At 64.7% G+C, this 23,755-nt stretch carries 23 protein-coding genes and 1 pseudogene; 15 read left to right on the top strand and 9 right to left on the bottom strand.

What is annotated here, in order from left to right; all coding sequences use genetic code 11:
• Positions 1-52: 52 nt before the first annotated feature.
• Entirely contained in the window at positions 53-1,147 is a 1,095-nt protein-coding gene (locus tag BM275_RS04055) for a Glu/Leu/Phe/Val dehydrogenase dimerization domain-containing protein (RefSeq protein ID WP_090519425.1), read from the bottom strand.
• 150 nt (positions 1,148-1,297) lie between these two features.
• The gene (locus BM275_RS04060) at positions 1,298-4,783 is read right to left on the bottom strand and encodes an indolepyruvate ferredoxin oxidoreductase family protein (RefSeq protein WP_090519426.1); all 3,486 of its coding nucleotides are present in this window, start codon (positions 4,781-4,783) and stop codon (positions 1,298-1,300) included.
• Between the two features lie 241 nt (positions 4,784-5,024).
• Between BM275_RS04060 and BM275_RS04065 the strand changes: the two genes are divergently transcribed.
• The gene (locus BM275_RS04065; protein ID WP_090519428.1) at positions 5,025-5,495 is read left to right on the top strand and encodes an Lrp/AsnC family transcriptional regulator; all 471 of its coding nucleotides are present in this window, start codon (positions 5,025-5,027) and stop codon (positions 5,493-5,495) included.
• An 86-nt stretch (positions 5,496-5,581) separates the two neighbouring features.
• Here the strand turns inward: BM275_RS04065 and BM275_RS04070 are convergent, their stop codons facing one another.
• Positions 5,582-5,995 carry a DUF192 domain-containing protein gene (locus BM275_RS04070; protein WP_090519431.1) on the bottom strand — a complete coding sequence of 138 codons (414 nt, stop codon included), beginning with the start codon at positions 5,993-5,995 and terminating at the stop codon, positions 5,582-5,584.
• A 106-nt stretch (positions 5,996-6,101) separates the two neighbouring features.
• On the opposite strand from BM275_RS04070, the gene BM275_RS04075 reads away from it, so the two are divergent.
• From BM275_RS04075 to BM275_RS04090, 4 genes are all read left to right on the top strand, one after another.
• Positions 6,102-7,442: a short-chain fatty acid transporter gene (locus tag BM275_RS04075; RefSeq protein ID WP_090519433.1), complete on the top strand. Its 1,341-nt coding sequence runs from the start codon at positions 6,102-6,104 to the stop codon at positions 7,440-7,442.
• Between the two features lie 272 nt (positions 7,443-7,714).
• Positions 7,715-9,106: a GntP family permease gene (locus tag BM275_RS04080; protein WP_090519434.1), complete on the top strand. Its 1,392-nt coding sequence runs from the start codon at positions 7,715-7,717 to the stop codon at positions 9,104-9,106.
• A gap of 110 nt (positions 9,107-9,216) precedes the next feature.
• Positions 9,217-9,987, top strand: a complete 771-nt coding sequence (locus BM275_RS04085) for a 3-hydroxybutyrate dehydrogenase (RefSeq protein ID WP_090519436.1) — start codon at positions 9,217-9,219, stop codon at positions 9,985-9,987.
• Positions 9,988-10,113: 126 nt separating this feature from the next.
• Positions 10,114-11,010, top strand: a complete 897-nt coding sequence (locus BM275_RS04090) for a ribose-phosphate diphosphokinase (RefSeq protein ID WP_090519438.1) — start codon at positions 10,114-10,116, stop codon at positions 11,008-11,010.
• Positions 11,011-11,404: 394 nt separating this feature from the next.
• Here the strand turns inward: BM275_RS04090 and BM275_RS04095 are convergent, their stop codons facing one another.
• Together BM275_RS04095 and BM275_RS04100 are read right to left on the bottom strand one after the other, a co-directional pair.
• Positions 11,405-12,187 (bottom strand): DNA-formamidopyrimidine glycosylase family protein, encoded by a 783-nt coding sequence (locus BM275_RS04095; protein ID WP_090519440.1) that lies wholly within the window; start codon positions 12,185-12,187, stop codon positions 11,405-11,407.
• Positions 12,188-12,258: 71 nt separating this feature from the next.
• Positions 12,259-13,593 (bottom strand): short-chain fatty acid transporter, encoded by a 1,335-nt coding sequence (locus BM275_RS04100; protein WP_090519528.1) that lies wholly within the window; start codon positions 13,591-13,593, stop codon positions 12,259-12,261.
• A 284-nt stretch (positions 13,594-13,877) separates the two neighbouring features.
• On the opposite strand from BM275_RS04100, the gene catC reads away from it, so the two are divergent.
• The 4 genes from catC to BM275_RS04120 are packed head-to-tail and all read left to right on the top strand — an operon-like array spanning position 13,878 to position 16,262.
• Positions 13,878-14,162, top strand: coding sequence for a muconolactone Delta-isomerase (gene catC / locus BM275_RS04105; RefSeq protein ID WP_090519441.1), 285 nt, complete (start codon positions 13,878-13,880; stop codon positions 14,160-14,162).
• 8 nt (positions 14,163-14,170) lie between these two features.
• Positions 14,171-14,467, top strand: coding sequence for a YciI family protein (locus BM275_RS04110; RefSeq protein ID WP_090519443.1), 297 nt, complete (start codon positions 14,171-14,173; stop codon positions 14,465-14,467).
• Between the two features lie 24 nt (positions 14,468-14,491).
• Entirely contained in the window at positions 14,492-15,544 is a 1,053-nt protein-coding gene (locus tag BM275_RS04115) for a cyclase family protein (RefSeq protein WP_090519445.1), read from the top strand.
• 16 nt (positions 15,545-15,560) lie between these two features.
• Positions 15,561-16,262 carry an SDR family oxidoreductase gene (locus BM275_RS04120; protein ID WP_090519447.1) on the top strand — a complete coding sequence of 234 codons (702 nt, stop codon included), beginning with the start codon at positions 15,561-15,563 and terminating at the stop codon, positions 16,260-16,262.
• Positions 16,263-16,358: 96 nt separating this feature from the next.
• Here the strand turns inward: BM275_RS04120 and BM275_RS04125 are convergent, their stop codons facing one another.
• Together BM275_RS04125 and BM275_RS04130 are read right to left on the bottom strand one after the other, a co-directional pair.
• Entirely contained in the window at positions 16,359-17,243 is an 885-nt protein-coding gene (locus BM275_RS04125) for an RluA family pseudouridine synthase (protein WP_090519448.1), read from the bottom strand.
• A gap of 163 nt (positions 17,244-17,406) precedes the next feature.
• The gene (locus BM275_RS04130) at positions 17,407-17,670 is read right to left on the bottom strand and encodes a PepSY domain-containing protein (protein ID WP_014821553.1); all 264 of its coding nucleotides are present in this window, start codon (positions 17,668-17,670) and stop codon (positions 17,407-17,409) included.
• Positions 17,671-17,897: 227 nt separating this feature from the next.
• Between BM275_RS04130 and BM275_RS04135 the strand changes: the two are divergent.
• Positions 17,898-18,671: pseudogene (locus BM275_RS04135) on the top strand (DUF899 domain-containing protein).
• 2 nt (positions 18,672-18,673) lie between these two features.
• Here BM275_RS04135 and BM275_RS04140 read toward each other — a convergent pair.
• On the bottom strand, positions 18,674-19,030 hold the full coding sequence (locus tag BM275_RS04140; protein WP_090519450.1) for a copper-binding protein: 357 nt from the start codon (positions 19,028-19,030) through the stop codon (positions 18,674-18,676).
• A gap of 171 nt (positions 19,031-19,201) precedes the next feature.
• Between BM275_RS04140 and BM275_RS04145 the strand changes: the two genes are divergently transcribed.
• The 4 genes from BM275_RS04145 to BM275_RS04160 are packed head-to-tail and all read left to right on the top strand — an operon-like array spanning position 19,202 to position 21,802.
• On the top strand, positions 19,202-19,510 hold the full coding sequence (locus tag BM275_RS04145) for a PepSY domain-containing protein (protein WP_003301967.1): 309 nt from the start codon (positions 19,202-19,204) through the stop codon (positions 19,508-19,510).
• An 8-nt stretch (positions 19,511-19,518) separates the two neighbouring features.
• The gene (locus BM275_RS04150; protein WP_003301964.1) at positions 19,519-19,824 is read left to right on the top strand and encodes a PepSY domain-containing protein; all 306 of its coding nucleotides are present in this window, start codon (positions 19,519-19,521) and stop codon (positions 19,822-19,824) included.
• Positions 19,824-20,489 (top strand): response regulator transcription factor, encoded by a 666-nt coding sequence (locus BM275_RS04155; protein ID WP_014821557.1) that lies wholly within the window; start codon positions 19,824-19,826, stop codon positions 20,487-20,489. Before BM275_RS04150 ends, BM275_RS04155 begins: the two co-directional genes overlap by 1 nt.
• Positions 20,486-21,802, top strand: coding sequence for a sensor histidine kinase (locus BM275_RS04160; protein WP_090519452.1), 1,317 nt, complete (start codon positions 20,486-20,488; stop codon positions 21,800-21,802). The genes BM275_RS04155 and BM275_RS04160 overlap by 4 nt, the downstream gene beginning before the upstream one ends.
• A gap of 3 nt (positions 21,803-21,805) precedes the next feature.
• On the opposite strand, the gene BM275_RS04165 is transcribed toward BM275_RS04160, so the two are convergent.
• Positions 21,806-22,021: a hypothetical protein gene (locus BM275_RS04165; protein WP_003281738.1), complete on the bottom strand. Its 216-nt coding sequence runs from the start codon at positions 22,019-22,021 to the stop codon at positions 21,806-21,808.
• 325 nt (positions 22,022-22,346) lie between these two features.
• Here BM275_RS04165 and BM275_RS04170 point away from each other — a divergent pair, with 325 nt between their 5' ends.
• Positions 22,347-23,219 carry a helix-turn-helix transcriptional regulator gene (locus BM275_RS04170; protein ID WP_014821559.1) on the top strand — a complete coding sequence of 291 codons (873 nt, stop codon included), beginning with the start codon at positions 22,347-22,349 and terminating at the stop codon, positions 23,217-23,219.
• Positions 23,220-23,755 lie beyond the last annotated feature (536 nt).

Below are 23,755 nucleotides of genomic sequence, written 5' to 3' on the forward strand. Positions count from 1 at the left end.
CGCCGCCCCGCTCAGCGAAGGCCGGCGCACTCAGGCGCCCGGCCTGGATCACTCATGAAGCCTGGCGCTTGAACGCTTCGGTTTGCGGCACGCCACCGGCGTGCAGCCGCTCCAACGCCAGGCGATCGGCGATCACCGAAGTCGGTTCACCGCTGGCAGCGGAGCGGGTGAAGATCTCGCCCAGCGTGTCGCCGATGGCTTTCACATGGGCGTCGATCTGCGCGGCGCTGCCGCCGGTGCGCTGGTAGTAGACGTCGATGATGCCGCCGGCGTTTATCGCGTAGTCCGGCGCGTAGAGCTGGTTGCGCCGCTGCAGTTCGATGCCAATCTCGGCGGTTGCCAGCTGGTTGTTCGCCGCGCCGGCGATCACCGGGGCGCGCAGCACTTCCAGGGTCTGCTCGTTGAGGATGCCGCCCATGGCGCAGGGCGCGAAGACATCTACATCGAGACCGTAGATGTCCTGCGGGCGCACCACGTTGGCGCCCACTTCCTCCATCGCCTGCTTGACGTTGGCATCGAAGATGTCTGCCACCCACAGCTCGGCGCCGGCAGCTTTGAGGTGCCGCGCCAGGCCTAGGCCGACATGGCCGACGCCCTGGATCGCCACCTTCAGCCCGGCCAGGTCATCGCGACCGAGGCGCTGACGCACCGCTTCCTTGAGGCCGACGAACACGCCATAGGCGGTGGATGGCGAGGGGTCGCCGCTGGCGATACTGCCATCCAGCGTGGTGCGCGGCGTGGCGCCCACCACATGGCGGGTGCGCTGGGCAAAGGCCTGCATCTCGGCATCGCCGGTGCCCGAGTCGGCGGCGGTGATGTAGCGCCCGCCGAGGCTGTCGACGAAGTCGCCCATCGCATGCAGCAGCGCCTGGCTCTTGCCGGTATGCGGGTCGCCGATGATCACCGCCTTGCCGCCGCCGAGCTTGAGCCCGGCCAGCGAAGATTTCAGGGTCATCCCGCGCGACAGCCGCAGCACATCGCGCAGGGCGTCGTCGTCATTGGCATAGGGAAACATCCGGCAGCCACCCAGCGCCGGACCGAGGCGCGTGTCGTGGATGGCGATAATGGCTTTCAGGCCCGACGCCTGGTCATGGCAGAAGACCACCTGTTCGTGGCGATCGAAGTCGGGGTGAGCGAAGACGGACATTTGGGTTACCTCGTTCTTGTTGGTCTGGTTCCCTGCCGTGGGCAGGGCCTACTTGTCTGGTACCGGGGCCACCGCTATTCGGGCGATCCCGGCCGCGAAAAACTGGCTGTCAGTCGTTACTCCTGCGCCAGTAACTTCGCGACCATCGCGCTAGGCCGCCGGCTGGAACAGCCGCACGCTCTGTACCTCGTCGCCCTTGGCCAGCTGCTCGCGGAGCAACTTCTCCTGCTGGCGGGCCCTGGCGATGGAGCGCTCCTTCACCGGGCCGTAGCCGCGGATCTGTTCCGGCAGCGCGGCGATGGCCACGGCGGTGCGGTAGTTGGTCGGCTTGAGCTGGGCCAGCAGCTCGTCCACGGTCTTCTCGTACTCGCTGATCAGCTGGCGCTCGACGCGGCGATCGTGGCCATAGCCGAACGGATCGAGCGGCGTGCCGCGCAGGAAGCGGAACTTGGCCAGCACGCCAAACACATTGAGCACCCATGGCCCCAGCTCGCGCTTGCGCGGCTCGCCAGTGACGGGGTCACGCTTGGCCAGCCAGGCCGGGGCGAGGTGGAACTGCAGCCGGTAGTCGCCCTCGAACTGCGCCTCGAGCTGCTGGCGGAATTCCGGCTCGCTGTACAGCCGCGCCACCTCGTACTCGTCCTTGTAGGCGAGGAGCTTGAAGTAGTAGCGGGCGACGGCCTTGGACAGCGCCAAGTCATCGGCGCTATCGGCCTCACGCACCCGCTCGACCAACTGGCGATAGCGGCGCGCCAGCCCGGCACTCTGGTAGCGGGTGAGGAAATCCACGCGCCAGTCGACGATCTCTTCCAGGGTCTTGCAGATCGGACCGGCCAGGCTAGGCTCGGCCACTTCGGCCGGGCGCGCCAGCCCTTCCACGGCCTCGCGCTCGAGCACGGCACGGCGGCCCCAGCGGAAGGCCTGCAGATTCAGCTTGGCCGACACGCCGTTGAGCTCGATGGCCTTCTCGATGGCCTCGGCGCTGATCGGCAGCAGCCCCTGCTGATAGGCGAAGCCGAGAAGGAACAGGTTGGTGGCGATGCTGTCGCCCAACAGCCGCGTGGCGAGGCGGGTGGCGTCGACGAAGTGGGTCTTCTCGGCACCGACCGCATCGCTGATGGCCTGGCGCATGGCAGCGCCGGGCACCTGGGCATCGGGGTTGCGGGTGAACTCGGCGGTGGCGGACTCGTGACTGTTCACCACGGCATTGCTGATCTGCTCGTTGAGGCGGGTCAGCGATTCATCGCCCGCCGCGACGATCAGGTCGCAGCCGAGCAGCAGGTCAGCTTCACCGGCGGCAATGCGCACGGCGTAGATGTCGCTCTGCTTGGCGGCGATGCGCACGTGGGTGGTCACCGGGCCGAACTTCTGCGCCAGACCGGCCTGGTCGAGCACCGTGCAGCCCTTGCCTTCCAGATGCGCGGCCATGCCGAGCAGCGCGCCAAGGGTGGTCACACCGCTGCCGCCGACACCCGGAATCAGCACGTTCCATGGACGATCCAGCGTTGGGTGCTGCGGCTCGGGCAATGTCGCCGCCTCGATACCGCCGGCTACGGCTTCGGGCTTGCGCAACCCGCCGCCATGCACGGTGACGAAACTCGGGCAGAAGCCCTCGACGCAGGAGAAATCCTTGTTGCAGGCGTTCTGGTCGATCTCGCGCTTGCGGCCCAGTTCGGTTTCCAGCGGCAGCACCGCCAGGCAGTTGGACTTCTCACCGCAGTCGCCGCAACCCTCGCACACCGCCGGGTTGATGAAGGCGCGCTTGGCCGGGTCTTCCAGCTTGCCGCGCTTGCGTCGACGACGTTTCTCGGTGGCACAGGTCTGATCATAGATGATCACCGAGACGCCCTTGAATTCTCGCAGCTCGCGCTGCACCGCATCCAGTTCGCGGCGGTGGTGGAAGCTGGTGATCGGCGCGAAGCTATCGCGGGTCGGGTACTTGTCCGGCTCGTCGCTGACCAGGGCGATGCGCTTGACGCCCTCGTGGAAGATCTGCCGGCTGAGCTGATCGACGCGCAGCTCGCCGTCGATGGGCTGGCCGCCCGTCATGGCCACGGCATCGTTGTAGAGAATCTTGTAGGTCACGTTCACGCCGGCCGCGACGGCCGCACGCACGGCCAGGCTGCCGGAGTGGAAATAGGTGCCGTCGCCCAGATTCTGGAACATGTGCGGGGTGTCGGTGAACGGCGCCTGGCCGATCCAGTTGACGCCCTCGCCGCCCATCTGGGTAAAGGTCTCGGTGCGCCGGTCCATCCACTGCACCATGTAGTGACAGCCAATACCGGCCGAGGCGCGGCTGCCCTCGGGCACCTTGGTCGAGCTGTTGTGCGGGCAACCGGAGCAGTAGTGCGGCGTGCGCACAGTGTCGTAGCTACGCGCAGCCAGGGCTTTTTCCTTGGCGGCGAGGAAGGCCAGGCGCGCCTGGATGCTGTCGCTGGTATAGATTGGCGCGAGGCGCTTGGCGATGACCCGGGCGATCATCGCCGGGGTCAGCTCGGAGAGGTTCGGCAGCAGCGAATTGCCCTGCTCGTCGAACTCGCCGACCACCCGCGGACGCTTGCTGACCGGCCAGTTGTAAAGCTGCCCGGTGAGCTGGTCCTCGATGATGCTGCGCTTTTCCTCGACCACCAGAATCTCGTCCAGCCCCTGGGCGAACTCGTGCACCGAGACCGGCTCCAGCGGCCAGCTCATGCCGACCTTGAGCACCCGCAGGCCGACCGAGGCGCACAGCGCTTCGTCCAGGCCGAGGTCGTCCAGCGCCTGGCGCACGTCGAGATAGGACTTGCCGGTGGTGATGATGCCCATGCGCGGATTCGGCGAATCAAGCATCACCCGGTTGAGGTTGTTGGCCCGTGCGAAGGCACGGGCGGCATAGATCTTGTACAGGTTGAGGCGTTTTTCCTGAGCCAACGGCGGGTCCGGCCAGCGGATATGCACGCCGTCCTCGGGCAGTTCGAAGTCGTCCGGGATACGCGTCTGCATACGCAGCGGATCGACTTCCACCACGGCGGAGGAGTCGACGTTCTCGGCAATGGTCTTCAGCGCCACCCAGCAGCCGGAGTAGCGCGACAGTTCCCAGCCGATGATGCCGTAATCGAGAATTTCCTGAACGTTGGCGGGGTTCAGCACCGGAATCGAGGCGGCGATGAAGGCATGCTCGCTCTGGTGCGGCAGCGTCGAGGACTTGCAGCCGTGGTCGTCACCCGCCAGCAGCAGCACGCCGCCGTTGGGTGCAACACCTGCCGCATTGCCGTGCTTGAACACGTCGCCGGCGCGGTCGACCCCCGGGCCCTTGCCGTACCACATGGCGAACACGCCGTCGTACTTGGCGCCGGGGAACAGGTTGGTCTGCTGGCTGCCCCACACCGCGGTGGCGGCTAACTCTTCGTTGACGCCCGGCTGGAAGTGGATGGCGTGTTGCTTGAGGTAGTCGCGGGCTTCCCAGAGGCTCTTGTCCAGCCCGCCCAATGGCGAGCCGCGATAGCCGGAGATGAAGCCACCGGTATTCAAACCACGAGCCTGATCACGCTGATGCTGCAGCATCGGCAAGCGGGTCAGCGCCTGGGTGCCGGTGAGGTAAAGATGACCGGTTGCAAGCCGGTACTTGTCGTCCAGACGGATCTCGGCCAGAGACATGGGGCGCTCCTAATTTGTTGTTATCGGAGTCAGGGTTGCGTTGTTCGCTACCCGCCTGACGCAGTCATGGAGAAACCGCACGGTTGTCTCTCCACGCCGGCAATCGGCAGGGGATCACCCCACCGTCGCGTGTCGATTAACAGTCTGGCCGTGACGAAGAGAGATTTTCTTTCTACTTTTGCGGTAGAACAGCGCTTCTGTGCATGACCCATTCGCTAACAACAAGAAAACAGGCACGACCATGCAGACTTCGCCCCTAAGCAGCATCGATCGCAAGATCCTCCTTCTGCTGCAACACAACGCCGATCTCTCCGCGGCGGAAATCGCCGAGAAGGTCGAACTGTCGCAATCGCCGTGCTGGCGACGCATCCACCGCATGCAGGAAGAGGGGCTGATCGAGCGCAAGGTCGCCCTGCTCAACCCGAAGAGACTCGGGCTGAACATGACAGTGTTCGTCAACATCAAGCTCTCGGCCCACGGGCGCAGCAACCTCGACGAGTTCGAGCGGGCGGTGGTCGGGTATCCCGAGGTGCTGGAGTGCCACACCATGGCTGGCGAGTCGGATTACCTGCTCAAGGTGGTGGCGCGCGATATCGACAGCTACGAGCGCTTCCTGCGTGATCAGCTGCTGCAGCGCCCCCACGTGCAGGAGGCGCACTCGCATATCGCCATGAGCGAGGTGAAGCGGACCACGGAGTTGCCGCTGGATTGAGCGTTGAGACTGGCGGGACGTTCGCGGCAGGCGGTGGATAAGGCGGAGCCGTTATCCACCCTACGCTCAACGCACCGCTTGCAGCCTTACTCCCCAGGTATCCCGTCCAACCGCGCGTCCCGTCCGATCTGCCGCTCGGCGAACCAGCCCTGATCCATCTCCAGCGCGTAACGCGCCGGCCGCTTCGAACAACGAATCTCGGTGTTGAACGGCTCCAGATCGATCACATCGACCAGAACGCCGGCCTCATCGAAGAATGCCGCGGACAACGGCAGCGGCGTGTCCTTCATCCACAGGCAATGCCGGCGGACTTCGTCGAAGCGGAACAGCATGCCGCTGTCGGCGGCCAGTTCGCTGCGTCCCATCAGCCCGCGTTCGCGCTGGGCGACGGTCTGTGCGTATTCGGCGTGCAGCTCGTGCCCCTGAAGGCGCAGCCGCAGCGGTTCTTGCGCCTGAGCGGAGCCCGCAAGCAGCAGCGACAGTAAAAGCGCAACACGCATCGACCAACCTCCTCAAGCGCAGCGGGAACAGCCGGCCGCCGCCGCACTCATAAGCGAAGCGCCGCACCTGCGCGGCGACATAACGACAACAAGGGAGAACCCCATCGTGCTCAATAGAATAACCGCCGCCAGCGTCTACCTGGTGCAACGCTTCCTCCCCTCGCCCTTCGTCTTCGCCATCCTGCTCACGCTGATCGTGCTGATCGCCGCCATGCTCAGCACCGGTCAGGGCCTGACGGCCATGGCGCAGCACTGGGGCAACGGCTTCTGGAACCTGCTGGCCTTCACCATGCAGATGTCGCTGATCCTGGTCACCGGCCATGCCCTGGCACGGGCGCCGGCGATCAACCGACTGCTCGACCGCATGGCCCGCATCCCGCAGTCGCCGGGGCAGGCGATCATTCTCGTGACGCTGGTGGCGTTGGCCGGTTCCTGGATCAACTGGGGTTTCGGTTTGGTCATTGGAGCAGTCTTCGCCCGCGCGCTGGCACGCCAGGTGCGCGGCGTCGACTATCCGCTGCTGGTGGCCTCGGCCTACTCCGGCTTCCTGATCTGGCACGGCGGCTTTTCCGGCTCGATTCCGCTGTCGCTGGCCAGCGGCGGGGCCGATCTGGAGAAGATGACCGGCGGTGCACTGACCGAGGCCATCGGCGTTGGCCAGACGCTGTTCGCTTCCTACAACCTGATCATCATAGCCGTGCTGGTGGTCGGCCTGCCGCTGCTGAACTGGGCCATGCAGCCGAAGACGCCGAAAGTGGTCGACCCGGCGCTGCTGGAGGAACCCCAGCCGAGCGACATCCCGAGGGAAACCGCTACCCAGCGCCTGGACGACAGCCGCATCCTCGGCCTGATCATGGTCGCGCTGGCGGTGCTGTTCTTCTACCGGCACTTCAGCGAGAACGGCCTGGCGTTGAGCCTGAACATCGTGATCTCGATCTTTCTCTTCGCCGGCCTGCTGATGCATGGCACGCCGGAGCGCTACATGCGCGCCATCGAGGAGAGCATTCGCGGCATCGCCGGCATCGTCGTGCAGTTCCCTTTCTACGCCGGGATCATGGGGATGATGGTCGGCGCCAATGCGACCGGCGTATCGCTCGGCCGGCAGGTCACCGACACCTTCGTAACCTGGTCGACTACCGAGAGCTTCCCGGTGCTGGCCTTTCTCAGTGCCGGGCTGGTCAACGTCTTCGTGCCCTCCGGTGGCGGCCAGTGGGCAGTGCAGGGGCCGATCATGCTGCCGGCCGGCGCCGCGCTCGGCGTGGCACCGGAAGTCACGGCCATGGCGATCGCCTGGGGCGATGCCTGGACCAACATGATCCAGCCGTTCTGGGCTCTGCCGCTGCTGGGCATCGCCGGGCTCGGTGCCCGCGACATCATGGGCTACTGCCTGCTCTGCCTGGTGTTCTCCGGCGTGGTGATCGCCGGCGGGCTCTATTTCCTGACCTGAGGCCTGAAGCATTCCGGACGGCGACGTTGTCCGAAATGCTGGACCGCACTGTCCAGGATGCAAGACACAATCGCCGTCCAACGATCTGGACACTCAAGATAAAGACCATGCAAATCAGCGAGTTGCGTATCTGGCACGGAACTCGCTAAATCACCGTGCGGCCTGTCCGCAGCCGAAACAAGAAAAACAATGCGCCTGCCGTGCAGCAGCGAGTCCCCGAATGCCCTCGGCAGCGTTCGGTCGTGCCGCACGGGGCCAGGAGATCGTCCCCGATGAGCGTCGTCATCGCCCTTGCTGCATTGGCCCTGCTGATGCTCGCCGCCTACCGCGGCTACAGTGTCATCCTCTTCGCCCCCATCGCCGCCATGGGCGCGGTGCTGCTCACCGACCCGTCCGCGGTGGCGCCGGCGTTCACCGGCATCTTCATGGAGAAGATGGTCGGCTTCATCAAGCTGTATTTCCCGGTATTCCTGCTCGGTGCGGTGTTCGGCAAGCTGATCGAAATGTCCGGCTTCTCGCGCTCCATCGTCGCCGCGGCGATCCGCCTGCTCGGCACCAGCCAGGCGATGCTGGTGATCGTGCTGGTCTGCGCACTGCTGACCTACGGCGGCGTGTCGCTGTTCGTCGTGGTGTTTGCCGTGTACCCGTTCGCCGCCGAGATGTTCCGCCAGAGCAACATGCCCAAGCGGCTGATCCCGGCGACCATCGCCCTCGGCGCATTCACCTTCACAATGACTGCCATTCCCGGCACGCCGCAGATCCAGAACATCATCCCCACCACCTTCTTCAACACCACCACCTGGGCGGCGCCCTGGCTCGGCCTGATCGGCACGATATTCGTCTTTGGCCTGGGCATGCTCTATCTCAAGTGGCAGCTCGGCAAGGCCATTGCCGCCGGCGAAGGCTACGGCACCAACCTGCGCAACGAGCCGGAAACGCCCGCCGATATCGCCCTGCCCAACCCCTGGCTGGCGCTGTCGCCGCTGCTTCTGGTGCTGGTCGCCAACCTCTTGTTCACCCGCTGGATTCCCGAGTTCTACGGCACTAGCCACAGCCTGCAGCTGCCCGGCATGAGCGCCCCGCTGGTCACCGAGGTAGGCAAGCTCACCGCGATCTGGGCGGTGGAGGCCGCACTGCTGCTGGGCATCGCCCTGGTGCTGGCGACCAGCTTCGGCACCCTGCGCGGCAAGCTCGCCGAGGGCAGCCGCACGGCGGTCGGCGGTTCGCTGCTGGCGGCGATGAACACCGCGTCGGAATTCGGCTTCGGCGCGGTGATCGCCTCACTGCCGGGCTTCATCGTGGTGGCCGATGCGCTCTCGGCGATCCCCAATCCGCTGATCAACGAAGCGATCACCGTCAACCTGCTGGCCGGCATCACCGGCTCGGCCTCCGGCGGCATGAGCATCGCCCTGGCCGCGATGGCCGACAGCTTCGTCGCCGCCGCCAACGCCGCGCAGATTCCGCTGGAAGTGCTGCACCGGGTCGCCTCGATGGCCTCCGGCGGGCTCGACACCCTGCCGCACAACGGCGCGGTGATCACCCTGCTGGCGGTCACCGGGCTGACCCATCGCGAATCCTACAATGACATCTTTGCCATCACCCTGATCGCCACGGCCGCAGCCTTCTTCGTGATCGGCGTGTACTACGCTACCGGCATCGTCTGATCGCGGCGCTTCGCCGATTTCGGCGAGCATCACGACATCTGCGATTGCCTTCCGACAACAAGAAAAACGAGGCGCCGCCCCAGTGCGGTCGCCGCCAAGCGGGAGAAACCATGAACCTCACAGGCAAGACCGCACTGGTCACCGGCTCCACCAGCGGCATCGGCCTCGGCATCGCGCTGAAGCTGGCCGAAGCCGGCGCCAACCTGATTCTCAACGGTTTCGGCGATGCCTCGGCAGCGCTGGCCGAAGTCGGCCGCCACGGCCACAAGGTCGGCCACCACGGTGCGGACGTGTCCGACCCAGCGCAGATCGCCGAGCTGTTCGCCTACGCCGAGCGCGACTTCGACGGCGTCGACATCCTGGTCAACAATGCCGGCATCCAGCACGTGGCGCCGGTGGAGGAGTTCCCGGTCGAACGCTGGGACGCCATCATCGCCATCAACCTGTCCTCGGCATTCCACACCACACGCCTGGCGCTGCCCGGCATGCGCCAGCGCGGCTGGGGGCGGATCATCAATATCGCCTCGGTGCACGGGCTGGTCGGCTCGGAGCAGAAGGCGGCCTACGTCGCCGCCAAGCACGGGTTGGTCGGGCTGACCAAGGTGGTGGCACTGGAAACCGCCACCACGCCGATCACCTGCAACGCCATCTGCCCCGGTTGGGTGCTGACCCCACTGGTACAGCAGCAGATCGACGAGCGCGCGCGGGAAAGTGGTGACGAACAACGCGCCCGCCACGACCTGCTCGCCGAGAAGCAACCCTCGCTGGACTTCGTCACCCCTGCACAGCTGGGTGCCTTGGCGCTGTTTCTCTGCAGCGAGGCCGGTGACCAAGTGCGCGGTGCGGCATGGAACATGGACGGCGGCTGGGCGGCGCGCTGACGACGACTGGCCACCCCCGGCGAACGGCTGCGCATCGCAGGCTGTCTGTATCCCATTCAGGCGGACTGATCGCCAGAGGTTCAGGTCGGCAGCGCCGGACAGCCAAAAACCGTTTCGGGAGTGCCGATGCAAAGCCAGCTGCTGTATTTCGATGACGAGCGCGCCGCCGCCCTGCGGCTGGCCGAAGCCTCTGGGCTGGCCGCCGCGGCAGTCGAGCGCCACCGCTTTCCCGATGACGAACTACGCCTGCGTCTGCCACTGGGCGAAGGCGAGGCCATCGCCGAGCAGCTAGTGATCTACCGCGGCCTCGACCATCCCAACGAGAAGCTGGTCGAGCTGCTGCTGATCGCTGGCGAGGCGCGCCGACTGGGCGCCAGGCGACTGATCCTGGTCACGCCTTATCTGGCCTACATGCGCCAGGACATTGCCTTCAATCCCGGTGAAGTAGTCAGCCAGCGGGTGCTTGGCCAGCTGCTGGCCAGCCAGTTCGACGGGCTGATCACCGTCGACCCGCACCTGCACCGCGTCGCCACCCTGCAGGAAGCCGTGCCGCTGGAAGATGCCGTCACGCTGTGCGCGGCACCGGCGCTGGCACGGCTGATAGCCGAGCGGCATCCCGATGCCCTGCTGATCGGCCCGGATGCCGAGGCGCTGCAGTGGATCGAAGCCGCTGCCGTCGAACATGGTTTCGAACACGGCGTGTGCAACAAGGTGCGCCACGGCGATCGCCAGGTCGACATCGCACTGCCGGCGCTGGAGTTTTCCGGGCGCCATGTAGTGCTGCTCGATGACGTCGCCAGTTCCGGTCGCACCCTGGCCAGCGCCGCGGAGAAACTGCTGGCTGCTGGCGCTGCCTCGGTGGACGTCGCAGTGACTCACGCGCTGTTCGCCGACGATGCGCTGACGGTGATCCGCGCTGCAGGCGTAGGGCAGATCTGGAGCACCGACTGCATCGCCCACGAGAGCAACGCCGTGAGCATGGCACCGCAACTGGCTGAGGCGCTCAGGCCGCTGCTTCGCTGAGGCGATACTCAACGAGCGGCACATAGGGTGAAAAACGCGGCAGCTTTCCACTGTTCTTCCAAGCCAGCCGCGTGGACAAGGCGGTGCCGTTGTCCACCCTACGAGGGTCCTGCACCGGCGAACCATCTACGCCCCAACACCACGACTGCCGTAGGGTGGAAAACGCGCAGCTTTTCCACCAGAACCCGGCGACCACCTCGGCGGCGGCGAATCAATCGCGTGGACAAGGCGGTGCCGTTGTCCACCCTACGAGCATCCTGCACCGGCCGGCTACCTGCGCCCCAACACCAAGGCTGCCGTAGGGTGGAAAACGCGCAGCTTTTCCACCGGAACCCGGCGACCACCTCGGCGGCGGCGAACCAGCCGCGTGGACAAGGCCGCGCCGTTGTCCACCTCACCCCTCATCCACCGCGCTCGGCTCGTCGGCCACGATCTGCGCTGAGTCGCCATAGCGCTTCTGGCAGCGCTCGCAGAAGAATGCCCGGCGCTGGCTGCGCCCCAGCTCTTTCACCTTCACCAGCGGAATATGGCAGCGCACGCAGGTCGTCTTGCCGTGGGCCAGCCAGTGCGCCTTGAGCACGCCGGCCCGCTTCCACTGGAGAAATTCGAAGCTGTAGGTACGCGCTTCACGCACCAGCTCGCGCAGCTTGGCCGCCGGCAGCTCGCCGATCAGCGACAGTGGATGCACGCGAATGCGGTAGAGCACCTCGTTCTTGATGATGTTGCCGGAGCCGGCGAAAAGCGTCTGGTCGAGCAGCGCATCGCAGGCCACTAGCCGCGGACGTTCGCGCAGCCGCTTGAGCGTGGCGCGCGGGCTCCAGGCGTCGCTCATCAGGTCCATGCTCCAGTCGTACGTCGCATCCAGCGGCCCTTCGATCAACTGAACCGAGCAGGCATAGAAGTTCAGCTCGCCGTTGGCAAAGCCCAGGCTCAACCGTGCTACGGCGTCCTTGCGCTCATTGATGCGATAGCTGCCGAACAGCAGCAGCTGGATGCGGACGGAGACGTCCTCCAGCTCGATCAGGAAATGCTTGCCCCAGCTATGGAAGCCACGCACCACCTGACCGGCCAGCCGGGACATGTCGATCTTGGCGCTGCCCTCGGCACGTTCGATGGTGCGCCCGGCGAATGCCGCGACTTCTTCACGCAGGATGACGATGGAAGGACCTTCGGGCATGGCTGCACCAGGGGCTGGGCTGTCCATGTATGGACTGGAGCCCAACACAAAGGTGCCCGGCCCCCGCATGATCAGGCCGACAGATAGCCCCATATCCAGATGGTGCCGCCAAAGATGACCCCTAGGTAGCCCAGAATCAGCACCATGTAACCCATCACATCGCGCAGCTTCAGCTTGGAAATGGCCAGGACCGGCAGAATCCAGAACGGCTGGATCATGTTCGTCCATTGGTCACCCACCTGAACGCCCAGTGCCGTTGCCGCGAATGATGCGTTCAGTTCGCGCGCTGCCTCGATTACTACAGGCCCTTGCACTGCCCACTGCCCACCGCCCGATGGCGCGAGAATATTGATCAGGCCACCGCTGACGAACGACCAGATTGGCAAGGTCTCGGCTGTGGATATACGCACGAACAATTCCGCAAACGAAACGACCAGCCCGGACCCCACGAGGATGCCCATGATGCCGGCGTAAAACGGATATTGGATGATGATTCCGGAAACGATCTTGACTCCCTCGCCCAGCGCGGCGAGGTAGCGGGCAGGAGACGCGAATAACAGGATTCCAAGAAACAGGAAAATAAAATTGACCGTGTTCAGGTCCAGCGAACCGCCTTCGATAAAGTGCAAACCAATGTAGACCAACCCGAGCAGGCCGATGACGACACCGACTACCTTGCTGTGATTCATTCGGTCGGCCAGGGTCATGTCTTGCCTGCCATCCAGGCTCGGCTCGAACGGCACGGCAACAGTGGCCGGATCAATCTCGACGATATCCTTCGCGTTCTTCGGGTGCAGCCAGGCGTTGAACAGTGGCAGGGTCAGCACTACCAGCGCGGTGGCGATCAGCAGTGGCGCGCTGAATATGGTTTCCGACAGAGGCACCAGCCCCATCTGATCCTGAAGGAAATGCCCTTCCGTAGCGATGAGCAAGGGCACACTGCCGGACAATCCGATGCCGTAAACCGAGAAGCCGGAAAACGCTGCTGCGATGACCAGCGGGTAGTGCAGGCCCCGAACCTTGAGCGCCAGCTTTTGCGCAACGATACTGCCGATCACCAGGCCGAACCCCCAGTTCAGCCAACTGCCGATGGTGCCGATCAGCGTAGCGACCACGATAGCGGCGAATGGCGTCTGTACGGTAGCTGTGATGCGGTCGAGCATGCCGTCAACGAAGGGGGTACGGGCCAGGATATAGCCCGCCAACAGAATCACCGTCATTTGCATGCTGAAAGCCAGCAAGTTCCAGAAGCCGTCACCCCAATAGCGAGTCGCATCGAGCGGACTTGCGCCCTCGACCAGCACGGCCAGAAGCAATGTGAGCATGGTCAGGCCGATGGCAATCACCAACGGGTCAGGCATGTAGCGATTCACTAATCGCGTGAAAAAATTGGCTAACGCATTCATCGTGATCCCCGCCATTGTTGTTCTAGTTGAAGCCCAACGGTAGGCGGACGGCCACTGCGCCTGCAATTCGATAATCGATTTAATGTTCGATTATCGAACATTAAATAAGGTGCTCAATTTTCCATCGAGGGAGCGCGGTTCGGCGTTGGAGCCAGAACTCCTGTCCGCGATAAAGCGTTCGATTACCGAACAACTCGGCATAGAGGAGGATTGCATTGCGGACCATGCGCCTCGTACGGTCTAAGACCCGCCACTTTCTGGCGATCAACGGCCGGAGCCGTCTAATGCTCTTCCTCGTCCATATGCAAGTGAACATCCCCCATGACCTCGATCCGGCCGACGCCGCCGCGCTTATCGCCAAGGAAAAGGCCTACTCGCAGGAGCTGCAACGCAACGGCACGTGGCGTCATCTGTGGCGCGTAGTTGGCCAATACGCCAACTACAGCGTGTTCGATGTGGCCAGTAACGACGAGCTGCACCAGAAGCTCAGCGCTTTGCCGCTGTATCCCTACATGACGCTGGAGGTCACCCCGCTGGCCCAGCATCCGTCTGCGCTAGCTCCGAACTGAGGTGGTCCATGCCCTACCTGATCGAAACTTTCGACAAGCCTGGCCACCAACAGCTACGGCGCGATACGCGCGATGAGCACCTGCGCTTTCTCGAGGCGAACAAGGCATTGCTGCTCGCCTGCGGCGCCAAGCTCGCTGATGACGGCAGCGACTTGGGCGGCGGCCTGTATGTGGTCGACCTCGAAACACGCGACGAAGCCGAGCGCTTCATTGCAGACGATCCGTTCAGCCGCGTCGAGCTCTTCGAGCGAGTCACCATCACCCGCTGGCGCAAGGCCTATCTCGCGGGCCGGTGCTTTCTCTGATTCACGACCGCCTGGGAGCAGTGCATGCGTAACCGACGCTGGAAGCATCGTCCAGAGGGTTCGAACTGGGGCGACTATGGCGAAGACGATCAGCTCGGCAGGCTGAACCTGATCACCGCGGAGAAAGTGCTTCAGGGCATCGCCGAAGTGCGCGACGGCAAGACCTTCTGCCTCAGCCTGCCGCTGGACCATCCGGGCGGCTGTGCCCTCAATCCCAATCGCCATCCACCTGTGCTGCGACCCACGTTGCGCCAAGGCGGCGTCAACTTCAATTTCCGCATGGGCAACCTGCAGCCTGGGCGGCCAGACGTCGTGTGCGACGACCTGGCGATACTGCATCTGCAGTACTCGACCCAGTGGGACAGCCTGGCGCATGTGGGCGCGCTATTCGACGTGGATGGCAACGGCGCGCCCAGGCCCGTCTACTACAACGGCTACGCCGCCGATGAGCATATCCGCGGCCCGCAGCACCCGGACGATGCCGGCGTGCAGGAGCGTATGCGCTCGGAAAGCACGTCGCAGGCTGGCGCGCTGGGCATCGAGCGGATGGCTGAAACCGGCGTGCAGGGCCGCGCCGCACTGATCGACCTGCATGCCCACCTGGGGCCGGCACGGACACTGGTGGGTTATGACTCCTTGATGCGCGTACTTGAAGCCGACCGGGTCGAAATCGAACGCGGCGATATCGTCTGCCTCCATACCGGCTTTGCCGACGCGGTCCTCGCCATGGGCCGCCAGCCCGACGCAAAGACCCTGGCCGAGCGCTGTGCGGTGCTCGACGGACGTGACGGAAAGCTGCTGCAGTGGATAACCGACAGCGAACTGGCGGCAATAGCGGCGGACAACTATGCGGTCGAGGCCTATCCGGCCGCAGGCGGCGACGCCTGTTGCGCCGCCTTGCCGCTGCACCAGCATTGCCTGTTCAAGCTCGGCGTTCACCTGGGTGAGCTCTGGCACCTCGGCCCGCTGGCGGCATATCTGCGTCGCCAGGCCCGCTACCGTTTCTTCCTCACCGCCCCGCCGCTTCGGCTGCCGGGCGCCGTTGGCTCACCCCTGACGCCTGTGGCGACTGTCTAATCCCTGCGAGATCGTTATGAGCCTACCTAGAGTCCTGATCACCGGTGGTGCCGCCGGCATTGGTGCCGCCACCGCCGAGCGCTGCCGCGAAGAGGGTTACGATCCCATTATCATCGACCGTGAAGGCAGCGGCATTCGCGCCGACCTGTCCGATCCAGAGGCCACGGCCGAGGCGCTACACGTAGCCTTGGCGCGCGGCCCGATCACCCGCCTGGTGAACAATGTCGGCATGGTCTGCCCGGCGACCGCCGAAGCGCAGACGCTCGCCGAACTCGATCGGGTAATGGCGCTCAATCTGCGCTGCGCCATGCAGTGCATGCAGGCGCTGCTCCCCGGCATGAAGGCAGCCGGCTTCGGTCGCATCGTCAACATGGGCTCCCGGGCTGCGCTGGGCAAGGAGCTGCGCACCGCCTATGCAGCAAGCAAGGCAGCACTGGTCGGCATGACCCGCGTCTGGGCGCTGGAGCTGGGCGCACACGGCATCACCGCCAACGCAGTCGGCCCCGGACCGATCCGCACGGAGCTGTTCGACCGGGCCAATCCCCCCGGCTCACCGCGCACGCAACAGATCATTGACTCGGTGCCGGTCAAGCGCGTTGGAACCGCCGACGACGTCGCCCATGCCGTCGCCTACCTGCTCGACGAACGCAGCGGCTTCGTAACCGGCCAAACGCTCTACGTTTGTGGAGGCATGACGGTGGGCGTGGTGGATCTCTGAGCCTGCCCGCAGGCGGTGCTAGCCCCTCAAAACGCCGCCATGCTCAATCAAGCGCGCGCTGACGGCGACGAGCCACCATGACCATGACTACCGGCATTACCAGTCCAGTTGCAGCGTGCTCTCGAATTCGCGCAGCGCTCCGCTCAGCGGATCGCTAAAGCGCAATCCACGCGCCAGCAGCTTCAGTGGCCGCTCGTAGTCGTCGGCCTCACGCTCGCTGCGCTCGAGCAGCTCGGGATAGAACGGGTCGTTGCAGATACCGGCGCCGAAGGTGGCCATGTGCAGGCGCAGCTGGTGCTTTTTGCCGCTGATGGGGGAAAGCCCGTAGCGCCAGAGGTCGCCGCGCCGTTCGAGCACCTCGATCAGCGTTTCGCTGTTCGGTTCGCCGGCGCCCTCACGCATCAGGAAGAAGGGGTCGCCCGGCACCATGCACAGGCGTCGGCGCAGGGGAAATTCGAGATGCGGCAGCGCCGGGCAGATTGCCTCGTAGCGCTTGCTGATCTCCCGCTCACGGAACAGCGCCTGGTAGGCACCACGACTCTCCCGGTTGGCCGAGAACAGCACCAGACCGGCGGTGAGCCGATCGATACGATGAATCGGCACCAGGTCGGCGTTACCCAGCCGTTTGCTGAGCCGTGCCAGCAGGGTCTCATTGACGTATTCGCCAGCCGGCATCACCGAGAGAAAGTGCGGCTTGTCGGCCACCACCAGATGCTCGTCGACGTGCAGGATGCGTTCTTCGAACGGCACCGGGGTCTCATTCGGCACTTCGCGAAAGTAATGAATGCGCATGCCTACCCGATAGGCCTGCGCGGCATCGATCGGCTGCATCTGCGCATCCAGCACGCGGCCGCGGGCGATGCGATCGAGCCAGGTATCGCGACTGATCGCCGGGAAGTGCGCGCACAGGCAGTCGAGCACGGTAGGCCAATCACCTGGCGGCAGATGCAGGGTGCTGGGGCGGGAGCTGGAAGCGGACATGAATGCAGCTACACGGTAGCGACGAGGGAGGTGGATGATACCCGCTCTGTCGGTAGCTGCCTCCCGTTGCGGGAGCGCTGTGGCAAGTGGCTGCTGAGCGCAGCACCGACATAAGGCAGGCAATGCGCTCAGCGAAGACGCCAGGCGAGAGGGGCGCGTAGGCTCAATCAACCTTTTCCTTGGTCACCTCGCCGGTGCGGCCATCGATGCTGAACTCGTACTTCTTGCCATCCTGCTTCATGCCCTCGCCTTCCCAGCCATTGTCATCGGCCTCGATGCCATGCAGCTCGGTGTAGCCGGCGGCCTTGGCTTTCTCTACGGCCTGCTCAAGGCTGATCCAGTCGGCGCCGGGCTTGTCGGCGGCGAAGGCAGCACCAGAACCGAGGATGGCAACGGCGAGGGCGGCGGTCAGTGTCTTGTTGTACATCTCGTTTATTCCTTCTGCGAACGGGATCAGATCGGGCCATACGGTTGGCCCCTGCATGAATTACGAGCGCAGCGGCGGCCGCTAAGTTCAACCGCAGCGCCGCCAGGCGCCGGACGCTCACTGGCCCGATGTCGATTTCGCCCGGCGCCAATCGACTCTGTCACAGGGCCATTGCCGCGCGGCAGTGGCTCCGCGCTCGCTCCCCAATCCGCGCCCTGGAGGTCTACATGGCAACGCACAAGGTCGTATCCGATCAGGACTGGCTGGCCGCCCACAGCGCCCATCTGCAGGAAGAGAAACAGCTCACCCGCCAGCGCGATGCGCTCAGCGAAAAGCGTCGGCAACTGCCCTGACGACGCCTTGCGCAGGACTATCGATTTCACGATGCCAGCGGCGCGGTACGCCTGAGCGAGCTGTTCGAGGGTCGCAGCCAGCTGGTGATCAAGCACTTCATGTTCGGCCCGGACTGGACCGAGGGGTGCGTCGGCTGTTCGTTCGAGGCCGATCATATCGGCGGTGCGCTACTGCACCTGCTGCAGCATGACGTCAGCTTCGCCGCCATTTCCCGCGCGCCGTTCGACCGGCTGGAGGCTTTCCGCCAGCGCATGGGCTGGCAGTTCCGCTGGCTGTCGTCGGCCGGCAGCACGTTCAACCGCGACTTCCACGTGTCCTTCGATGCCGAGGAGGTCGTCGAGGGCAAGGTCTTCTACAACTACGCTTGGCAACCCTTCGTCTGCGAGGAGCTGTCGGGCTTCAGTGTTTTCTATCGCGACCCGCAGGGCGACATCTTCCACACCTTCTCGGCCTATGGTCGCGGCGCGGAAGAACTGCTCGGCACCTATGTCCTACTGGACATGACGCCCAACGGGCGCAACGAAATCGGGCCCCAACACAACCTCACCGACTGGGTACGCCTGCATGACCGTTACGACAGCGACGATCGCGTTGCCCCGACCGGCCGCTCCGAGCCCGCTGGCTGCTGCCATGAGCAGCGACGCTGAGGCTACTGCCGTCGAATGAAGACGATCTGCGGGTCCATCTCGCCGTTGCTGAAGCGGAACTCCACCGCATCGCCCACGGCCAGCCCGCCGAGCTGTGCGGCGTCCGCCTTGAACGGCATCACCATCGCCGGCCACTTCAACTCCGGCACCGGCCCGTGGGCGATGGTGACGCTGCCCTGCCGGGCATCGATGGCGCGGATCACGCCTTCGGCCTGGTAAGCGGGCTCGGCCTCCAGGCTGTTGCCAGCCGCCACATCATCGACCGGTGGCGGTGTGGTGGAGGGCTTCAGCAGATCCTCGGCAGAGGCCTGGCCACTCAGCCCGAGGGTCGCGAGCAGTACGAGAAACACGTTTTTCATGACGACTCACCCCGATCGATCGGTCGTGCTGACCTGCAGCAAGCGTAGTCCCCATGGCGCGGTTCGCCCTCGCCCGAACGGTGCATTCGCAGCCGCCTGGCGACGTTCAGTTTCGTTTAAGCAAGCCCCCGTAACCTGTGAATCGTCAAAACCCACACAGGAAAACGAACCATGAAAACACTGACTACGCTGTTCACCGCCGCCACCCTCGCCCTCGGTGCCAACCTGGCCATGGCCAAGGACATCGGTCCCGACGAAGCACTGAAGCTGCGCGATGCCGGCACCATTCAGTCGTTCGAGAAGCTCAACGAAGCGGCACTGGCCAAGCACCCCGGCGCTACCGTCGAGGAGACCGAGCTGGAAGAAGAGTACGGCCGCTACGTCTATCAGCTTGAACTGCGCGACGACAAAGGTGTGCAATGGGACGTCGAGCTCGACGCCAAGACTGGCGAAGTGCTGAAGGACCATCAGGACGACTGAGGCCATCCATGCGTGCCCCCCTTTTCGTAACCGTTCCACTGACCCTGCTGCTCGCTGCCACTCCGGCGGCGAGCCGCGACCTGGACCAGGATGAGGCCCTGCGGCTGCGCCGCGAGGGTCTCATCATGCCGCTGGAAGCCCTGCTCCAGCGCGCCATGGAGCGCTATCCGGGGGCCAGCCTGCTGGAAGCGGAGCTGGAAGAGGAAGATGGCATCTACGTTTACGAGATCGAATTGCTCACCACCGACGGCGTTGCCCGCGAGCTCGAACTGGATGCCCGCGACGGGCGCCTGCTCAAGGATGAAGAAGACTGATGCGTCTGCTACTGGTCGAAGACAACGTCCCACTGGCCGATGAGCTGGTCGCCAGCCTCAGCCGCAACGGTTATGCCATCGACTGGCTGGCCGATGGCCGCGACGCCGGATACCAGGGCGCCAGCGAGCCCTATGACCTGATCATTCTCGACCTCGGATTGCCTGGCAAACCGGGGCTGGAGGTGCTGCGCGACTGGCGTGCCGGCGGCCTCACCACACCGGTGCTGATCCTTACCGCGCGCGGCTCCTGGGCCGAGCGCATCGACGGCCTCAAGGCCGGCGCCGACGACTACCTGACCAAGCCCTTTCATCCCGAAGAACTGCTGCTGCGTATCCAGGCGCTGCTGCGCCGTGCCCACGGCCTGGCCAACCAGCCCATGTTGCAGGCCGGCGGCCTGGAGCTGGACGAGTCGCGCCAGTGCTGTCGCAAGGATGGTCAGGACATCGAACTCACCGCCGGAGAATTTCGCCTGCTGCGCTATTTCATGCTGCATCCGGGGCAGCTGCTGTCGAAAACCCAGCTGACCGAACACCTGTACGACGGTGAAACCGAGCGCGATTCAAACGTCATCGAGGTGCATATCAACCGGCTGCGCGGCAAGCTCGGCCGCGAACTGATCGAAACGCGCCGCGGCCAGGGCTATCGCTTCGGCGGCCAGCCGTGAAATCGATTCAGCGCAGCCTCAGCCTGGCACTGATCGCCACCCTGCTACTGGTCGCGCTGGTGCTGGTGCAGACCAGCCTGTGGCTCTTCGAGTCAGGCCTCAGGCGCAGTCTGGAAACCGATCTGCGCGAGGAAACCGAGGGCCTGCTGATTGCCCTGGTGAAGGGGCCGAACGGCGATCAGCTGGACGTGCAGCGCCTCAACCCGCGCTATCAACGGCCGTTCTCCGGCCACTATTTCAAGATCGAACTGCCCGAGCGCACCTGGCGCTCCCGCTCGCTGTGGGACGCCTCACCAGAATGGCCGGAACGCGCGGGCCTGGCGGACGAGCTGCTCGACGGCCCGCAGGAACAGCGACTGCTGGGTTATCGCGCCGAGTACCGCCGCGACGGCCAGCCGATCATCATCAGCGTGGCGCAGGACTACACGCCGGTCCTCGAAAGTTTTGCCCGCGTGCGGCTGAGCGGTCTGGGCCTGGTCGGTTTCGCCCTGCTCGCCCTGCTGCTGTTGCAGCGCTACGCCATGGGGCTGGCACTGCGCCCACTGGAGCGCGCGCGGCAGCAGATCGCCCAGCTGCAGCAGGGCCAGCGCCAGCAGCTGGACCAGCAGGCGCCCGTCGAGCTGCAACCGCTGGTCGAGCAGATCAACCACCTGCTCAGCCACACCGAGGACACCTTGCAGCGCTCGCGACATGCCCTGGGCAACCTCGGTCACGCGCTGAAGACGCCACTGGCAGTGCTCGGCAGCCTGGTGCAACGCGAAGAACTCGCCGCCCACCCCGAACTGCAGGCCAGCCTGCAGGAGCAGCTGGAGCAGATCCAGCAACGGGTCAGCCGCGAACTGGGCCGCGCGCGGCTATCGGTGGACGTGCTGCCCGGTGCGCATTTCGACTGCGACGCGGAACTGCCGGCACTGTTCGATACGCTGGCGATGATCCACCGCAGCGGCCTCGACCTGCGCTGGCAGGCGCCCGCCGGCTGCCGCCTGCCGCGTGATCGCGAGGACATGCTCGAGCTGCTGGGCAATCTGCTGGATAACGCCTGCAAGTGGGCCCGTAGCCGCGTCGACCTGAGCATCGAGCGCAGCGGCGATGGCTTCGTCCTGCTGGTGGACGACGACGGACCGGGGATTCCGGCGGCACAGCGCGAGCAGGTCATCAACCGTGGCGTACGGCTGGACGAGTCGGCGGAAGGTCACGGTCTGGGGCTGGGAATCGTCAGCGATATCCTGACGGCCTGGGGTGGCGAGTGGAGTCTTGAAGAAAGCCCGCTGGGCGGTTTGCGGGTGCGCATCGCACTGCCGGCGACGCGCTGAGCATCATTGCGGACGAGCCAGTTCGTTACGCATGTCTTCGAGTATGGTTTCGACCAGCAGGGTGTTCTGCACCTGGTGCCCGGCCATGATGCGCGTGGCGTGGGTGCCATTGATCGGGTAGCCGACATGCACCAGCAGGCGACCGTCCGCTTGCGGCTCGACGCGCGTGCGGTACTGCGAGGTGAAGGTTTCGGCCAGGTAGCGGGAAAGAGTCTTCATGAAGCATCTCTAGCAATGAGCCTGAGACAAAGACCCTGTTCATCGCTCGGAGATTCATGCCGTCCATCGGGAATCCACTGATCTTCATAGAACTGTAACGCTCATCACCCCTTCCGATCGCCGCTGCCATAGGCCAGCCAGGCCAGAAACAGCATCACGACGAACGCCATGCAGGACATCACCATCGCGTTGATCATCAGGCTCATGTCAGGGTCTCCTCATCCACCGGATCGAGTTGAAACATACCCCGAATATATGTAGCGTTGCGCGACACGTCGACCTGCTCGACATAGGCATGTAAATCTTTGGAACAGGTGCAGAGGCGATGAAACGCAAGCAATCGATCAGTCAGATTCGCTGGGACCTGGCGCTGCGCTACCGGCTGATCGAGACCATCGCCTGGTGGGAAGGCCGCCTGACCACGGGCCACCTGATGCAGAGTTTCGGCATCAGCCGCCAGCAGGCATCGAAGGACATCAACACCTACCTGAACGAACATGCGCCCAAAAACCTGACATATGACCGCCACCTGAAGGGCTACAAGCCGACCAAAGGCTTCCAGCCGCTGTTCATCGACGGCAGCGCCAGCGCCTACCTGCATTTACTCGACCAGAACCGTGTGCGCGCCCCGCATATCGAGGGCCTGGCGCTGGCCTACGCGCATACCGAGGTGCTGCAGGTGCCGGACCGCAGTATCCGACCCGAGGTGCTGCGGCCGATCCTGCTGGCCTGTCGAGAGGGGCTGCGGCTGGAAAGCGAGTACGTCTCGCTGGCCAATCCCGAGGTGGAAATCCGCGTGATGGCGCCGCACACGCTGGTGTTCACCGGCATGCGCTGGCATGTGCGCGCCTACTGCGAGAAGAACCGCGAATACCGCGACTTCGTGCTCAGCCGCTTCCGCGGCGAGCCGGACCTGATGGACGCCAGCGAACACACCCGCGAACAGGACGAGGCATGGAACACGCCGGTGACCGTGCTGATCGAGCCGGACGCGCGATTGAGCCCTGCGCAGAAGGCGATCATCGAGTTGGACTTCGGCATGCTCGAGGGCCAGCTGCCGGTGGAGACGCGCGGAGCGCTGGTGCAGTACGTGCTGCAGCGCTTCGGCATCGACCCGAATACCGTGCAGGCGAATGCGGCGGCGCAGCAGCTGCAGGTGGGGAATCTGCAGGCGTTGAAGGGGTGGTTGTACTCGTGAGGGCTTGTGGGGGTGGTTTTGTGCGCGAAGAGCGTCGGCACGGATTTCGGTATGTGAGCGCCGCGCTTTTCGCGGCCGGGACTACAGGTTGCGCCTTGCACGGCGCCTCGCTGGCTTTCGCTCCGCGCTCACACTCGACTGGCCCGTCTGGCGGAAGCATTGGTTTCGCCCTGCTGGGCGACTCACTTTTTCCAAACGCCGGACGGCCGGCCCCAAAAAAAGTAAGCAAAAACGCTTGCCCCTGCATCCGGGTCTCGCTGCGCTCGACTTCCCTCACTCCATCCGCGCTCCGGCGGCCGGCGTACAAGGGCCATCCCTGGCCCTTTATCGCGGGAACGCCTAGTTCTCTCGCGGCATCCATGCCGCTCGCTCCCCTCCGCGCGGATTCCGTTCGACATCCTGAAAGGGGCATTCGGTGGGGACTGATAGCTTCTTCGTCAACAAACAAGCAACGCGTGCTTGTTCCGCTGTTTGCGAATTTTCAGGCGGCTCGGACTCGACTCCCCTTCAGGAGGCCGAGCGTAGGTGCTGCGCAG

Source organism: Stutzerimonas kunmingensis, assembly GCF_900114065.1.
GTDB classification, from domain to species: Bacteria; Pseudomonadota; Gammaproteobacteria; order Pseudomonadales; family Pseudomonadaceae; genus Stutzerimonas; species Stutzerimonas kunmingensis.

Excerpts from the sequence above, each read along its gene's own strand:
- BM275_RS04055 (WP_090519425.1), bottom strand. The coding sequence starts at position 1,147 with ATGTCCGTCTTCGCTCACCCCGACTTCGATCGCCACGAACAGGTGGTC.
- BM275_RS04060 (WP_090519426.1), bottom strand. The coding sequence starts at position 4,783 with ATGTCTCTGGCCGAGATCCGTCTGGACGACAAGTACCGGCTTGCAACC.
- BM275_RS04065 (WP_090519428.1), top strand. The coding sequence starts at position 5,025 with ATGCAGACTTCGCCCCTAAGCAGCATCGATCGCAAGATCCTCCTTCTG.
- BM275_RS04070 (WP_090519431.1), bottom strand. The coding sequence starts at position 5,995 with ATGCGTGTTGCGCTTTTACTGTCGCTGCTGCTTGCGGGCTCCGCTCAG.
- BM275_RS04080 (WP_090519434.1), top strand. The coding sequence starts at position 7,715 with ATGAGCGTCGTCATCGCCCTTGCTGCATTGGCCCTGCTGATGCTCGCC.
- BM275_RS04085 (WP_090519436.1), top strand. The coding sequence starts at position 9,217 with ATGAACCTCACAGGCAAGACCGCACTGGTCACCGGCTCCACCAGCGGC.
- BM275_RS04090 (WP_090519438.1), top strand. The coding sequence starts at position 10,114 with ATGCAAAGCCAGCTGCTGTATTTCGATGACGAGCGCGCCGCCGCCCTG.
- BM275_RS04095 (WP_090519440.1), bottom strand. The coding sequence starts at position 12,187 with ATGCCCGAAGGTCCTTCCATCGTCATCCTGCGTGAAGAAGTCGCGGCA.
- BM275_RS04100 (WP_090519528.1), bottom strand. The coding sequence starts at position 13,593 with ATGAATGCGTTAGCCAATTTTTTCACGCGATTAGTGAATCGCTACATG.
- catC (WP_090519441.1), top strand. The coding sequence starts at position 13,878 with ATGCTCTTCCTCGTCCATATGCAAGTGAACATCCCCCATGACCTCGAT.
- BM275_RS04110 (WP_090519443.1), top strand. The coding sequence starts at position 14,171 with ATGCCCTACCTGATCGAAACTTTCGACAAGCCTGGCCACCAACAGCTA.
- BM275_RS04115 (WP_090519445.1), top strand. The coding sequence starts at position 14,492 with ATGCGTAACCGACGCTGGAAGCATCGTCCAGAGGGTTCGAACTGGGGC.
- BM275_RS04120 (WP_090519447.1), top strand. The coding sequence starts at position 15,561 with ATGAGCCTACCTAGAGTCCTGATCACCGGTGGTGCCGCCGGCATTGGT.
- BM275_RS04125 (WP_090519448.1), bottom strand. The coding sequence starts at position 17,243 with ATGTCCGCTTCCAGCTCCCGCCCCAGCACCCTGCATCTGCCGCCAGGT.
- BM275_RS04130 (WP_014821553.1), bottom strand. The coding sequence starts at position 17,670 with ATGTACAACAAGACACTGACCGCCGCCCTCGCCGTTGCCATCCTCGGT.
- BM275_RS04140 (WP_090519450.1), bottom strand. The coding sequence starts at position 19,030 with ATGAAAAACGTGTTTCTCGTACTGCTCGCGACCCTCGGGCTGAGTGGC.
- BM275_RS04145 (WP_003301967.1), top strand. The coding sequence starts at position 19,202 with ATGAAAACACTGACTACGCTGTTCACCGCCGCCACCCTCGCCCTCGGT.
- BM275_RS04150 (WP_003301964.1), top strand. The coding sequence starts at position 19,519 with ATGCGTGCCCCCCTTTTCGTAACCGTTCCACTGACCCTGCTGCTCGCT.
- BM275_RS04155 (WP_014821557.1), top strand. The coding sequence starts at position 19,824 with ATGCGTCTGCTACTGGTCGAAGACAACGTCCCACTGGCCGATGAGCTG.
- BM275_RS04165 (WP_003281738.1), bottom strand. The coding sequence starts at position 22,021 with ATGAAGACTCTTTCCCGCTACCTGGCCGAAACCTTCACCTCGCAGTAC.
- BM275_RS04170 (WP_014821559.1), top strand. The coding sequence starts at position 22,347 with ATGAAACGCAAGCAATCGATCAGTCAGATTCGCTGGGACCTGGCGCTG.